Here is a 13,624-nt window from a genome sequence, read left to right as displayed (position 1 = left end):
GAACACGCAGATGCACGGCTACGACCTGCTGGTCGTAGGGTCGGCCAACGCCGACCTGGTGATCCATGTCGACCGCCGCCCGGCGGCCGGCGAGACGGTCCTCGGCTCGGACCTCGCCACCCACCCGGGTGGCAAGGGGGCCAACCAGGCCGTCGCCGCCGCCCGCCTGGGCGCGCGCACGGCGCTCCTCGCGCGGGTCGGCGACGACGCCCACGGGCGGCTGCTCACCGGCTCGCTGAGATCGGCCGGCGTCGACACCACCGGCGTCCTCGGCGGCGACACCCCCACGGGGGTCGCGCTGATCACCGTGGACCCCTCGGGTGACAACAGCATCGTGGTGTCGCCGGGCGCCAACGCCCGGCTCACCGCGGCGGACGTGACCGGGGCGCGCGAGCTGCTGGCCGCCGCCCGGGTGATCTCGCTGCAACTGGAGATCCCCCTGGAGTCCGTGGCCGCCGCCGTGGCGACGGCCACGGCGGCCGGGACGCGGGTCGTACTGAACCCCTCGCCGCCCGCGGCACTGCCCCGGGAGGTGCTCGCCGGCTGCGACCCGCTCGTGGTCAACGAGCACGAGGCCCGTGTCCTGCTGGGCCCGGACGCCGGGGAGACCCCCGAGGCGTGGGCGGCGGGGCTGCTCGCCCTCGGCCCGCGCTCGGTGGTCGTCACGCTCGGTGGGGCGGGCGCGCTCGCCGCGACGCCGGACGGCACCGTGCGCATACCGAGCCCGCGGGTGGCGGCCGTCGACACCACCGGCGCCGGCGACTCCTTCACGGGGGCGCTGGCCTGGCGGCTCGGCGCGGGCGACGACCTGGTGACCGCCGTGCGGTTCGCGGTGCGGGTGGGCGCCGCCGCCGTCACGAAGCCGGGTGCGCAGGAATCCTTCCCCACCCTCGAAGAAGTGGGTCAGCTGTGAAGAAGTCCGGAATCCTCAACCGCCATCTCGCGGGCGCACTCGCCGTGCTGGGCCACACCGACCTGGTCGTGGTCTGCGACGCGGGGCTCCCGATCCCTCCCGGGCCGATCGTCGTCGACCTCGCCTTCCGGGCCGGCACCCCGTCCTTCTCCGAGGTCCTCGACGGCCTGCTGGAGGAGCTCGTGGTGGAGGGGGCGATCGCGGCCAAGGAGGTCCGCGAGCACAATCCCGAGGTGACCGCCCAGCTCGACGGTGCCTTCCCGGACCTGGAACTGGTGCCGCACGAGGAGTTCAAGGCCCGCACCCGGCAGGCCCGCCTGGTCGTCCGCACCGGCGAGTCCCGGCCGTACGCCAACGTCATCCTGCGCTGCGGCGTGCCCTTCTAGCGCGTACATCCGTCCGGCTGCGGTCGGCGGGCCGGGCGGGCGATTCGCGCGTAGCGTCCCGACCATGAGCGACCGACCGCTGAAGGACGAGGTGCTGGAGGAGCTGGGGGACGACCGGCTCCGGGAGATCACCGAGCTGCTCGGGACCGACGCCGGACAGGCGCAGCGGGTCGTGGGGAGCGCGGTGGCCTCGATCACGGGGGTGCTGACCGACGACGCGGTGACGCCCGGCGGCACCGCGGAGCTGTGCCAGGCCATGGAGCAGGCCGCGAACGAGCCCGAGCCGCTGCCCGCGGCCGCCGTCGGCTTCGCCGGGGTGCAGGGCGGTACGGGACCGGAACCGGGCCGTGGGGTGCTGGCGGCCGTCCTGGCCAAGGTGGCCGCCCCGGCGGCGCGGGCGGTGGCCAAGCGGACCGGCCTCCCGGTCGAGGCGGTCACGGCGGCGCTGCAGACGCTGATCCCCGTGATGGCGTCCGTGCTGGCCCGGCGGGCCCGCGAGAAACGCTGAACCGCGGCGGACCGGTGGACCGGGCGAGTGGGCGAGTGGGCTTGTCGGACATGGCGAAAGGGGTCCGGCTGAGCCGGACCCCTTTGGCGTTCCCCTCCCTCTGCGCGAGACCCCGAGCCCCCTCCGGGTGCCGCGCTCTCCCCCACTCAAGACCCTTGTGAGGCCCCCCTCTGGGTCTTGACGCTACGTAGACACACCGGCCCCAGGGATGGTTGCACGGCTTCCGGAAGAAATTTTCAGAGATTTCTCAGAGCACGTGCCGGCGGTACCTGCCGGCCGTCTCGGCCAGCACCTCGGCCCCGTCGCGCGCCCACAGCGCGGCGTTGAAGATCTCCACCTCGACGGCTCCCGCGTAGCCGGCCGCGTCCACCCGCTCGCGGAACCCGCGCAGGTCGACACAGCCGTCGCCGAGCTGGCCTCGGCCCAGGAGCACGCCCTCGGGGAGCGGGGTGACCCAGTCGGCGAGCTGGAACGAGGCGATCCGTCCGCCGGCGCCGGCCCGGGCGATGCCCTCGGCCGCCCGGTCGTCCCACCACAGGTGGTAGGTGTCCACGACGACGCCGACCTGCTCCGCGGGGAAGCGCTCGGCGATGTCCAGGGCCTGGGCGAGGGTCGACACGACACAGCGGTCGGAGGCGTACATCGGGTGCAGCGGCTCGATCGCCAGGCGCACTCCGCGTTCCCGAGCGTACGGGGCGAGCTCGGCGACCGCGTCGGCGACGCGTTCACGGGCGCCGGCGATGTCGCGGTCCCCGGCCGGGAGCCCGCCGGAGACCAGGACGAGGGTGCCGGTGCCCAGGGCCGCCGCCTCGTCCAGGGCCGCCCGGTTGTCGGCCAGCGCTGCGGCGCGCTCGTCCGGGTCGGAGGCGGTGAAGAAGCCCCCGCGGCAGAGCGTGGTGACCGTGAGCCCGGCTTCGCGCACCAGCTTCGCGGTCGCCTCGACGCCGTACTCCCGGACCGGCCCGCGCCACAGTCCGACGCCGGGGACACCGAGCGTCACCAGCCCCTCGACCAGCTCGGGGAGGGGCAGTTGCCGCACGGTCTCCTGGTTGATGCTGAGCCGGGCGAGGTCGCCGGAGGCCCGGTTGTCAGTACGCAATGTCACACTCCGTACACGGAGAGAAGCCCGCTCATACGGGACGCGGCGAGCGCCGGGTCGGGGAACAGTCCGATCCGGTCGGCCAGTTCGTAGGCGCGGGCCAGATGGGGGAGGGAGCGCGCCGAGTGGAGACCACCGACCATCGTGAAGTGCGACTGGTGGCCGGCCAGCCAGGCGAGGAGGACGACACCCGTCTTGTAGTGGCGGGTCGGGGCGCCGAAGAGGTGGCGGGACAGCTCGACGGTGGGGTCGAGCAGCGCCCGGAAGCCCGTGGTGCCACCGGGGTCGCCGTCGTCCAGCAGGCGCACGGCCCGGGCGGCCAGCGGCGCGAGCGGATCGAAGACGCCGAGCAGGGCGTGGCTGAAGCCCCGGTCGTCACCGGCGATCAGCTCGGGATAGTGGAAGTCGTCGCCGGTGTAGCAGCGCACGCCGTCGGGGAGGCGGCGGCGCAGTTCGACCTCGCGCCCGGCGTCGAGCAGGGAGATCTTGACGCCGTCGACCTTGCCGGGGTGGGCGGCGACCACCTCGAGGAAGGTGTTCGTGGCCGCGTCCAGGTCCGTGCTGCCCCAGTAACCCTCCAGTGCGGGGTCGAACATCGGGCCCAGCCAGTGCAGCACGACGGGCCCGGCGGCCTGGCGCAGGAGGTGGCCGTAGACCTCCAGGTAGTCGTCGGGGCCCTTGGCGACGGCGGCCAGCGCGCGGGAGGCCATGAGGACGGCCCGCGAGCCCGCGTCCTCGACGACGGCGAACTGCTCCTCGTAGGCGGCCCGGATCTCCGTGAGGCCGTAGGGGTGGCCGAACTCGGTCGGTGCCAGCTGGTCGGTGCCCACGCCGCAGGCGATACGGCCGCCCTCGGCACGGGCCTCGGCCGAGGAGCGGCGGATCAGTTCGGCGGCCCCGGCCCAGTCCAGGCCCATGCCGCGCTGTGCGGTGTCCATGGCCTCGGCGACGCCGAGTCCGTGCGACCACAGGTGACGGCGGAAGGCCAGCGTGGCCTCCCAGTCCAGCGCGGCGGGCCGGTCGGCCGCGGTGCGGAAGGGGTCGGCGACGACGTGGGCCGCCGCATAGACGACGCGGCTGCGCGGCTCGTCCGCCGTCGCGGGGGTCCCGGCGTGGGCCGCGGGCTCGGTGCGCGGCCGGTAGGCGTACAGCTCGCCCGCCTCGGTGGGGAGGTGAAGGAGCGTCACGGTCACAGGGTCAGCTCCGGTACGTCGAGACGGCGGCCCTCGGCGGAGGACCTCAGGCCCAGTTCCGCGAGCTGGACACCGCGGGCACCGGCCAGCAGGTCCCAGGTGTACGGCTCGTCGAGGTGGACGTGGCGCAGGAAGAGCTCCCACTGGGCCTTGAAGCCGTTGGCGAACTCGCCGTTGTCCGGGACCTGCTGCCACTGGTCGCGGAAGACCTCGGTGGCGGGCAGGTCGGGGTTCCAGACCGGCTTGGGGGTGGCGGAGCGGTGCTGGGCACGGCAGTTGCGCAGCCCCGCGACGGCCGAGCCCTCGGTGCCGTCGACCTGGAACTCCACCAGCTCGTCACGGTTGACGCGCACGGCCCAGGAGGAGTTGACCTGGGCGACCACGCCGCCCTCGAGCTCGAAGATCCCGTAGGCGGCGTCGTCGGCCGTGGCGTCGTAGGGCTTGTGCTGCTCGTCCCAGCGCTGCGGCACGTGCGTGGTGGCGAGCGCCTGCACGGACAGCACGCGGCCGAACAGCTCGTGCAGGACGTACTCCCAGTGCGGGAACATGTCGACGACGATGCCGCCGCCGTCCTCGGCGCGGTAGTTCCAGGAGGGGCGCTGGGCGGACTGCCAGTCGCCCTCGAAGACCCAGTAGCCGAACTCGCCGCGGACGGAGAGGATCCGCCCGAAGAAGCCGCCGTCGACCAGCCGCCGGAGCTTGAGCAGGCCGGGGAGGAAGAGCTTGTCCTGGACGACGCCGTGGCGGACGCCGGCGGCGGTGGCCAGGCGGGCCAGCCGCAGCGCTCCGTCCAGACCGGTCGCGGTGGGCTTCTCGGTGTAGATGTGCTTGCCGGCGGCGATCGCCTTGCTGATCGCCTCCTCGCGGGCGCCGGTGACCTGGGCGTCGAAGTAGATCTCGGTGGCGGGGTCGGCGAGCACGGCGTCCAGGTCGGTGGAGACCAGGGCGGGGTCCAGGCCGTGGCGGTCGGCGAGGGCGCGCAGCGCGTGCTCGCGGCGGCCGACGAGGACGGGCTCAGGCCACAGCACGGTGCCGTCGCCGAGGTCGAGCCCGCCCTGCTCGCGCAGGGCGAGGATCGAGCGGACGAGGTGCTGGCGATAGCCCATACGGCCGGTGACGCCGTTCATGGCGATCCGCACGGTCCTGCGTGTCACGTGGGGTTCCTCTCTCCGGCGGGGCGCCGAGCGACAGCAAGCGCTTTCCACTTCGTCACGCTAGCCGCCGTCGAACACCTTCGACAAGGGGAGGGACTTCGGGAAGAAAGCGCCTACCCGGCGCCTGACGTGGAGTCATCGTCCTGGATGCGGGGACGCCGCCGCCGCCGGAGAGCCCTCGCCCCGGCGGCCCCACACGCCCCGGCCCGCGCGGCGGGCCGGGGCCCGCGGCCGCGAGGCGAGCGGGCACCGGATGCCCCGGGGCGCCCTCGGCGAGGGTCCGCGGCAGGGCGCCGCACGGGCGCTCGGCGGCGGCCACCGCTCCCGAGCGCCAACACGCCTCCCAGGCCGGGGCCTTCGGCGCGACCGGATCGCGCGCGGCGGAGAAGCCGGGACCGGGGTCGCGAGCGGGCCCGGCCCCCGGCCACGGCCGCGCCCCGCGGCTCCCGAATGACGACAGAAAGCGCTTTCCCATAGAGTGACCCCAGGGCGGTGGAACGCCCCGCGCAAGGTGCTGTGCGACTCCGCTCCCCCACCGGCCCCCGAGGTGAGAGCATGTGCGGCTACGGGCGGACGGCCCGAGGAGGACCGACCCGGAGGAAACAGACAAGATGGCAGTGACCCTGGCCGACGTGGCGGCGCGCGCCGGAGTGTCCGCCGCAACCGTGTCGCGCGTCCTGAACGGCAACTACCCGGTCGCGGGCAGTACGCGCGAGCGGGTCCTGCGGGCCGTCGACGACCTCGACTACGTCGTGAACGGGCACGCCCGCGCGCTGGCCGCCGCCACCTCCGACCTGGTCGGGGTACTCGTCAACGACGTCGCCGACCCCTTCTTCGGGCTCATCGCCAGCGCCGTGCAGAGCGAGATCAGCGGCGGCACCGAGCATCCGCCCGGGCTGCCCGCGGGCGCCGGGAAACTCGCCGTGGTCTGCAACACCGGGGGCTCCCCCGAGGCCGAGCTCAACTACCTGACCCTGCTGGAGCGGCAGCGTGCCGCGGGCGTGGTGCTCACCGGGGGCGCCGTGGAAGGCACCGGGCACAGCGCCGCCGTCGCCGCCCGCCTCGCCCGGCTCGCCGCCTCCGGCACCCGGATCGTCCTGTGCGGCCGCCCGCCCCTGCCGGAACTCGCCGAACTGCCCGGCCCCGCCGCGGACGCCGTGATGACCGTCGCCTTCGACAACCGCGGCGGCGCGCAGCGCCTCACCGAGCACCTGCTGGCCCTCGGCCACCGCACCATCGGCTACGTCGCGGGCCCCGCGGAGCGCAGCACCACCCGGCACCGCCTGGAGGGCCACCGTGCCGCCCTGGCCGAGGCCGGGCTCGCGGGCTCCCCCGCCGACCTCGACCGCCTCACCGTGCACGGCTACTACGACCGCTCCTCCGGGTACGACGCCGCGCTGGAACTGCTGCGCCGCGAACCGGGGCTGACCGCGGTCGTCGCCGCCAACGACACGGTGGCGCTCGGCGTCTGCGCGGCACTGCGCGAGCGCGGGCTGCGCACCCCCGAGGACGTCTCGGTCGCCGGCTTCGACGACCTGCCCTTCAGCGTGGACGCCGCGCCCGCGCTCACGACGGTGCGCATACCGCTGCAGGAGGCGGGCGCCCGCGCCGGCCGCCTGGTCATGGGCCGCCAGGCACCGCCTCCCGGCGGGCTCGCGACCGTACGGACGGAGCTGATGGTGCGGGCCTCGACGGCGGCACCGCGAAGCGGTGCATAGAGGCACGCGGGCCGCCGGGACACCCGGCGCGCCGGCGCCTGTCCAGAACGGCCCCACAGGGATACCTTTGACGCAGTCAAAGAATTTCCGCGAGGGGAACCCGCCGTGGCCGTCCAGGAGATCCGGGCGTTCAACCGCTTCTACACCAACCTCATCGGCGCGCTCGACTACAGCCGCCATCTGCACACCCCGTACACCCTCACCGAGGCCCGCGTCCTGTACGAGCTCGCCCACGCCGCCGGCGGCGGGCTGGACGCCGCCGACCTGCGCACGGCCCTGTCCGTGGACGCCGGGCAGCTCAGCCGGATGCTGGCGGCCTTCGGGGAGCGGGGACTGCTGACCCGCGCGCCGTCACCACGGGACGCCCGGCGGCAGCGCGTGGAACTGACCCCCGACGGCCGGGAGGCCGCCCGGCTCCTGGAGGACCGGTCACGGGAGGCCGTCGCGACCATAGTCGGCGGGCTCGCCCCGCGCGACCGCGAACGTCTGACGGAGGCCATGCGCACCGTCCGCGACGTCCTCGGCGGTACCGCCGCGCCGGGGGCGCCTCCCGGGCCACGGGTCCGGCTGCGCGAGCCGCGGCCCGGCGACCTCGGCTGGGTGGTCCAGCGCAATGCCGAGGTCTACGCCGAGGAGTACGGCTGGAACACCGAGTACGAGACCCTCGTCGCCCGGATCGTCGCGGACGGCCACGAGCGGGCGTGGATCGCCGAACTGGACGGCGAACGCGCCGGCTGCGTCTTCTGCGTACGCACCGACGAGCCCGGCACGGCACGGCTGCGCCTGCTGCTGGTGGACCCGGCCGCCCGGGGCCACGGCATCGGCCGGCGGCTGGTCGACGCCTGCGTCGGGCACGCCCGCGCGACCGGTCACCACGAGCTGGTGCTGTGGACGAACGACGTGCTGGTCTCCGCCCGGCGGATCTACGAGGCGGTCGGTTTCGAGCTCGTCGGGGAGAAGCCGCACCGCAGTTTCGGCCGCGATCTCGTCGGGCAGGACTGGCGGCTGGTGCTGTAACGTCCGAAAAGTGAAGCTCGCGTTCTCGACCCTCGGCGTGCCGGGGCTCCCCGTGCCGGACGTGGTCCGGCTCGCCGCGGAGCACGGTTACCACGGCGTGGAGCTGCGGGCGGGCCACGAGGAGCCGGTGCACAGCGGACTGACGGAGCGGCAGCGCGCCGATGTGGCCGGGGAGTTCCGGGGCTCCGGTGTCGCGGTCCTGGCGGTCGCCTCCTACGTGCAGGTGGCAGCGCCGGGTGAGGACGCTCCGGCGCTGCGCGGCCTGCGCGACCACGTACGCCTCGCCGCCGACCTCGGCGCTCCCTACGTACGGGTGTTCCCCGGCGCCGGTGACGACGACGGGGACGCCGCCGACACCCGGGCGGCCCGCCGGCTGGCGGCGGTGGCCCCGGAGGCGGCGGACGCGGGCGTGCGGGTGCTGGTGGAGACCCACGACTCGCACCGGACCGGCGCGGACGTCGCGCGGATCCTGGGTCTGGTGGGCCATCACCACGCGGGCGCGCTGTGGGACGTGATGCACCCCTGGCTGGGCGGCGAACAGCCCGAGCACACCTATCCGGTGCTCGCCCCCTACCTGGGCTACGTGCAGGTCAAGGACGTGTCCTCGGCGGAGGACACCACCCCGCTGCCGCTCGGCCACGGGGCGCTGCCGCTGGCCGGCACGGTGGAGGTGCTCAGTCGCGCGGGCTGGGACGGCTGGCTGTGCTGGGAGTACGAGAAGCTCTGGTACCCGCAGGTCCGGGCGCTGCCGGAGCTGCTGTCGCGGGGGCGTTCGCACCTGCTGCGGCTGCTCGGCGAGTCGGCCTGAGCCCGGCGCCCGCCCGGAGCGAGCCCAGCGAGGTCACGGCGACGCCGCCCACCAGCAGCACGGCGGCCGCCCAGCGCAGCGGGCCGACGCCCTCGTCCAGCAGCACGGCCGCCGAGGTCATGCCGAAGACCGGGACGAGCAGGGAGAACGGGGCCACCGCGGAGGCGTCGTACGTCCGCAGCAGGAAACCCCAGGCGCCGAAGCCGAGGACGGTGGTGACCCAGGCGACGTAGACGATCGCGCCGGCGCCGCTCCAGTCGAGGCCGCGCAGCGCGGCGGCGTCCGCGGCGGGGCCCTCGAAGACCATGGAGAGGGCGAGCAGCGGCAGCGGCGGGACGAGGCTGACCCAGACCATCCAGCTCAGCGCGTCCGGCGGGGCGGCGCGCCGGGTGAGGACGTTGGACAGCCCCCAGAGGGCGGCGGCCGCGACGACCAGCACGAACGCGCCGAGCGGCCCCGAGGTGCCCTCGTCGTACGCGGCGACGCCGATCCCCGCGAACGCGACGCCCATGCCCGCGATCCGCGCCCGGCCGGGCCGCTCGCCCAGCAGGGCGACCGCGAGGAGGGCGGTGAAGACCGCCTGGACCTGCAGCACCAACGAGGACAGCCCGGCGGGCATGCCCTGGTCCATGCCGATGAAGAGCAGGCCGAACTTGGCGACGCCGAGGACGAGTCCGACGGCCACGACCCAGCGCAGCGCGACGCCGGGCCGGCGGACGAAGAAGACCGCGGGCACGGCCGCGACCAGGAAGCGCAGGGCGCAGAAGAGTAGCGGCGGGAAGTGGCCCAGCCCGACCTCGATGACCACGAAGTTGACGCCCCAGACCGCGGCGACGAGGACCGCGAGGGCGAGGTGTACCGGTCGCATCGCTCCAGCATCGGGCACCGTACTCTTAAGCACTAGCGAGTATTACTGCACTGTCGGCTTCAGCGTTGCTGAACGGTGCGCCTCCGGCGCACGGGATGACGAGGTGAGCGGATGCTGGACCTGGCCCGGCTGCGGGCGCTGCACGCCGTACATGTGCACGGATCGGTGGGGGCGGCGGCCACGGCCCTCGGCTACACCGCGTCCGCGGTGTCCCAGCAGATCGCGAAGCTGGAGCGGGAGACCCGTACGACGCTCCTGGAGCGGCAGGGCCGCGGCGTGGCGCTCACCGAGGCCGCCCAGTTGCTGGCGGAGACCGCACAGGAGCTGATGGCGATCGTGGAGCGGGCCGAGGTGGCGCTGGAGGAACGGCGCGGCCGCCCCACCGGGCGGCTGACCATGGCCGCCTTCCCGACCGCCGCGCGCGGTCTGCTCCCGGAGGTGCTGGCCGGGCTGACGGCCGCCCACCCGTCGCTGGAGCTGCGGCTGGTGGAGGAGGGCGCGCACCTGTCGGTCGACCTGGTCTCCCGCGGCGTCGTCGACCTGGCCGTGGTGCACGACTGGGACATCGCCCCGCTGCCCGCGCCCGAGGGCCTGGAGCGGGTGGTGATCGGCGAGGACCGCTGCGACGTGCTCGTCCCCGCCGGGCATCCGCTGGCGGCCCGCGCGGCGCTGGTCCGCGAGGACGTCGTCGACCAGCGGTGGATCTGCCAGCCGCCCGGACACGTGTGCCACGACTGGCTGGTGCGGACCCTGCGGGAGGCGGGCACCGAGCCGGACCTGGCGTTCCAGGTCGCCGAGTACCAGACGCAACTGGCGCTGGTGGCGGCCGGGCTGGGGATCGCGCTGGTGCCGCGGCTGGGGCGCGGGCCGGTGCCGGACGGCGTGGTCGTGGTGCCGCTGGAGCCGGCGCCCGTGCGGCGGCTGTACGCCTTGTGGCGGACGGGGGCGTCACGACGTCCGGCCATCACGGAGACGGTTCGGGCGTTGCGCGTCCACTACCCCCGGGTCGTTGCCTGACCATGGGCGGATGTCACCCACCCGCAGGGAACCGCTTCCGTACCGATCCCGTCCAACCGGCATGCTGCTGGGAAATCTCCGCAAAGCGGTGTCGGTCACGCTGCTGGCCGCGTCACTGACGACCCTCTCCGTCGCATGCGGCCGGCAGCAGCCCGCCACCGGTGCACCCCCCTCCGACAACGCCGGTGGCGGCCCCGCCCCCTCCGCGATCACCACCGCGCCCGCCGGCCCGGGCACGGCGACCTCCGCCCCCGCGGACCCGGCACCGTCCACCGCGGCGTCCCCGCCGGTGAACGGGGCGGTCTCCACCCGGCGCGTGTACTTCACCGAGACCACGCGCGGGGTGCCCGCGGTGCACACGGTCCTCGACGACGAGCGCGACCTCGGCCGTTTCCCCGGCTACTTCATGAAGTCGGCGCCGCAGATCGCCGACGCCATCGCCCAGCGCGCCGCACGGACCGACTTCTCGCGCTCGGTCCTGGTCGCCTGGAGCCGCACCACCGGCTGCAACAGCACGAAGGACGCGATCCTCTTCCGCAGCGGCGACCAGCTGGTGCTCGGCCTCGCACAGACCCCGATGGGCCAGTGCCTGGTCGCCAACCAGGTGGTCGTCGTGTTCGAGGTGCCGCGCGACCGGATGCCGAAGCGGCCGCGCTTCGCGCAGGAGACGGACCCGCGGGCCGATCCGCCCGCCCCGGGGAACACGCTGGCGTTCGGGGGTCTCGAGGACACCCGGGAACCCGGCGGCCGCCGCAGCTCCGAGGTCACCTCGTCCCGGCAGCTCGAGGCCTTCCTCGCCGGTCTGCCCCGCAAGGGGGCCGCCGCGCTGCGCGAGCAACTGGCACGGCATCCGCGGCGCGGTGACGAGCGGCGCTTCGGCTTCGTGCTGACGGGCTGTCGGCCCACCGGAGCCGTCCTGACCATCGGCCGGCGGGAACTGTCGGCGTCCCCCACCGGGGACGAGACCATCCGCTGCATCCAGACCCAGCGCTACGCGGCGGTGCTCGCGGTGCCGTCCCGGCTCGTCCCGGCGCGTGCCCAACTCATTGACTGACAATAACTTTCCGGCTAAGCGTGTCTGCTTGAAGGTTTCTTTCAGCACGCCCCCCACCTCCTGCCGGAAGGAGTCCGTCATGCACTCCAGTCCCCATCCGTCCCGCCGCACGGTGCTCGGTGCCGCCGCGGCCGCCTCCACCGCCCTCGCCCTCGGCGTCCCGGGCACCGCGAACGCGGCCGCGACGGACCGCAGACGCGTCCGTGCGCTCATCGACCGCATGAGCATCGAGGAGAAGATCGGCCAGCTCTTCGTCATGCGCGTATACGGCCATTCGGCCACCGCCCCCGATCCGGCCGACGTCGCCGCGAACCAGGCCGAGATCGGGGTCTCCAACGCGGCCGAGCTGATCGCCAAGTACCACGTCGGCGGCATCATCTACTTCGCGTGGGCCCACAACACCCGCGATCCGCACCAGATCGCCGACCTGTCCAACGGCATACAGCGGGCCTCCAGGATCCCCCTGCTGATCTCCACCGACCAGGAGCACGGCGCCGTCGCCCGGGTCGGCTCCCCCGCCACGCTCTTCCCCGGCGGGATGGCGCTCGGTGCGGGCGGCAGCACCGCGGACGCCCGGGCGGCCGCGGCCGTCGCCGGGGCCGAACTGGCGGCGATGGGCATCACCCAGGACTACGCGCCGGTCGCCGACGTCAACGTCAACCCCGCCAACCCCGTCATCGGAGTGCGCTCCTTCGGCGCCGACCCGAAGGCCGTCGCCGCGCTCGTCGCCGCCCAGGTGGAGGGGTACCAGCGGGCCGGGATCGTCGCCACCGCCAAGCACTTCCCCGGTCACGGTGACACCGGCACCGACAGCCACTTCGAACTGCCGATCATCACGCATTCGCTCGAGGAGTGGCGGCGTCTGGACGCCCCGCCCTTCCGCGCGGCGATCGCCGCCGGCATCGACTCGATCATGACCGCGCACATCCTGGTGCCCGCCCTCGACGACTCCGGTGACCCCGCCACCCTGTCCCGGCCGATCCTCACCGGCATCCTGCGCGAGGAACTCGGTTACGACGGCGTGGTCGTCACCGACTCCCTCGGCATGGAGGGCGTGCGCCAGAAGTACGGCGACGACCGGGTCCCGGTGCTCGCCCTGAAGGCCGGCGCCGACCAGCTGCTCAACCCGCCGGTCCTGGAGACCGCCTGGCAGGGCGTCCTGGCCGCCGTGAAGTCCGGCGAGCTCACCGAGGAACGTCTCGACGAGTCCCTCACCCGGGTCCTCATGCTCAAGGCGCGGCGCGGGCTGCTCGACGACCCGTACGTCACCCACCGCGGCGTGGACCGGGTGGTCGGCACCCGCGGCCACCTGGCGGAGGCCGACCGGATCACCGGACGCACCGTCACCCTGCTGGCGAACCAGGGGGCGCTGCCGCTGCCCGCGCACCGCCGGCTGCTGGTCGTCGGCGCCGACCCTGCCGCGCCCTCGGGCACCGGCGGGCCGCCCACCGCGGTGCTCGGCGCGGCCCTGGCCGGCCTCGGGCACACCGCGCAGGTCCTGTCGACCGGGACCGCGCCGGGCCAGGCCGTGATCGACCAGGCGGTGGCCGCCGCGCGGGACAAGGACGCCGTGGTGGTGGCCACGTACAACGTCACCGGTGCGTCGACGGGTCAGATCGCGCTGGTGGCCGCGCTCGTCGCGACGGGCGTGCCGGTGGTGCAGATCGCGATCCGCAACCCCTACGACGTCGCCCGGCTGGACGGGGTGGCCGCCGCGCTGGCCACCTACGGCTGGACGGACGTGTCGATGCGGGCGGCCGCACGGGTGCTGGCGGGCAAGGTACGGCCACGCGGGAAGCTGCCGGTGGCCGTTCCGGCGGCGGACGACCCGGCGCGGACGCTCTATCCCGTCGGCTGGGGCCTGCGGTACTGAACCCGCCGCGCGCGGG

Annotated in this window: 12 protein-coding genes and 1 pseudogene; 9 read left to right on the top strand and 4 right to left on the bottom strand. The window is 74.5% G+C overall.

All coding sequences use genetic code 11. The features are described 5' to 3' along the window. The first annotated feature begins 10 nt into the window (after positions 1-10). The 3 genes from rbsK (at position 11) to OG937_27805 (ending at position 1,807) form a co-directional block, all read left to right on the top strand. Entirely contained in the window at positions 11-913 is a 903-nt protein-coding gene (rbsK, locus tag OG937_27815) for a ribokinase (GenBank protein ID WUD75228.1), read from the top strand. After that, a complete protein-coding gene (gene rbsD, locus OG937_27810; GenBank protein WUD75227.1) occupies positions 910-1,299 on the top strand; it encodes a D-ribose pyranase in 390 nt (129 codons plus the stop codon). Before rbsK ends, rbsD begins: the two co-directional genes overlap by 4 nt. Positions 1,300-1,363: 64 nt before the next feature. After that, on the top strand, positions 1,364-1,807 hold the full coding sequence (locus OG937_27805) for a DUF937 domain-containing protein (protein ID WUD75226.1): 444 nt from the start codon (positions 1,364-1,366) through the stop codon (positions 1,805-1,807). A 247-nt stretch (positions 1,808-2,054) separates the two neighbouring features. Here the strand turns inward: OG937_27805 and OG937_27800 are convergent, their stop codons facing one another. Genes OG937_27800 through OG937_27790 form a run of 3 tightly spaced genes read right to left on the bottom strand, consistent with a single transcriptional unit; the run spans position 2,055 to position 5,253 of the window. Beyond that, a complete protein-coding gene (locus OG937_27800) occupies positions 2,055-2,906 on the bottom strand; it encodes a sugar phosphate isomerase/epimerase (protein ID WUD75225.1) in 852 nt (283 codons plus the stop codon). Positions 2,907-2,908: 2 nt separating this feature from the next. After that, complete coding sequence (locus OG937_27795) at positions 2,909-4,093, bottom strand: dihydrodipicolinate synthase family protein (protein WUD75224.1); 1,185 nt, start codon at positions 4,091-4,093, stop codon at positions 2,909-2,911. 2 nt (positions 4,094-4,095) lie between these two features. Then, a complete protein-coding gene (locus OG937_27790; GenBank protein WUD75223.1) occupies positions 4,096-5,253 on the bottom strand; it encodes a Gfo/Idh/MocA family oxidoreductase in 1,158 nt (385 codons plus the stop codon). Between the two features lie 611 nt (positions 5,254-5,864). Here OG937_27790 and OG937_27785 point away from each other — a divergent pair. The 3 genes from OG937_27785 to OG937_27775 all read left to right on the top strand — a co-directional run bounded on the left by OG937_27785 (position 5,865) and on the right by OG937_27775 (position 8,796). After that, complete coding sequence (locus tag OG937_27785; GenBank protein ID WUD75222.1) at positions 5,865-6,971, top strand: LacI family transcriptional regulator; 1,107 nt, start codon at positions 5,865-5,867, stop codon at positions 6,969-6,971. A 105-nt stretch (positions 6,972-7,076) separates the two neighbouring features. Next, positions 7,077-7,988 (top strand): helix-turn-helix domain-containing GNAT family N-acetyltransferase, encoded by a 912-nt coding sequence (locus OG937_27780; protein ID WUD75221.1) that lies wholly within the window; start codon positions 7,077-7,079, stop codon positions 7,986-7,988. A 10-nt stretch (positions 7,989-7,998) separates the two neighbouring features. Next, positions 7,999-8,796, top strand: coding sequence for a sugar phosphate isomerase/epimerase (locus OG937_27775; GenBank protein WUD75220.1), 798 nt, complete (start codon positions 7,999-8,001; stop codon positions 8,794-8,796). A gap of 40 nt (positions 8,797-8,836) precedes the next feature. Here OG937_27775 and OG937_27770 read toward each other — a convergent pair. Continuing rightward, positions 8,837-9,664: pseudogene (locus tag OG937_27770) on the bottom strand (EamA family transporter). Between the two features lie 111 nt (positions 9,665-9,775). Between OG937_27770 and OG937_27765 the strand changes: the two are divergent. The 3 genes from OG937_27765 (at position 9,776) to OG937_27755 (ending at position 13,608) form a co-directional block, all read left to right on the top strand. Further along, on the top strand, positions 9,776-10,681 hold the full coding sequence (locus OG937_27765) for a LysR family transcriptional regulator (protein WUD75219.1): 906 nt from the start codon (positions 9,776-9,778) through the stop codon (positions 10,679-10,681). Positions 10,682-10,742: 61 nt separating this feature from the next. Beyond that, complete coding sequence (locus OG937_27760) at positions 10,743-11,735, top strand: hypothetical protein (protein ID WUD75218.1); 993 nt, start codon at positions 10,743-10,745, stop codon at positions 11,733-11,735. Positions 11,736-11,814: 79 nt separating this feature from the next. Further along, positions 11,815-13,608, top strand: a complete 1,794-nt coding sequence (locus OG937_27755; GenBank protein ID WUD75217.1) for a glycoside hydrolase family 3 protein — start codon at positions 11,815-11,817, stop codon at positions 13,606-13,608. Positions 13,609-13,624: the final 16 nt, after the last annotated feature.

Source organism: Streptomyces sp. NBC_00510 (genome assembly GCA_036013505.1).
Classification (GTDB): Bacteria; Actinomycetota; Actinomycetes; order Streptomycetales; family Streptomycetaceae; genus Actinacidiphila.
Note: the sequence above shows the minus strand (reverse complement) of the source record. Positions and strands in the feature narration are given on the sequence as shown.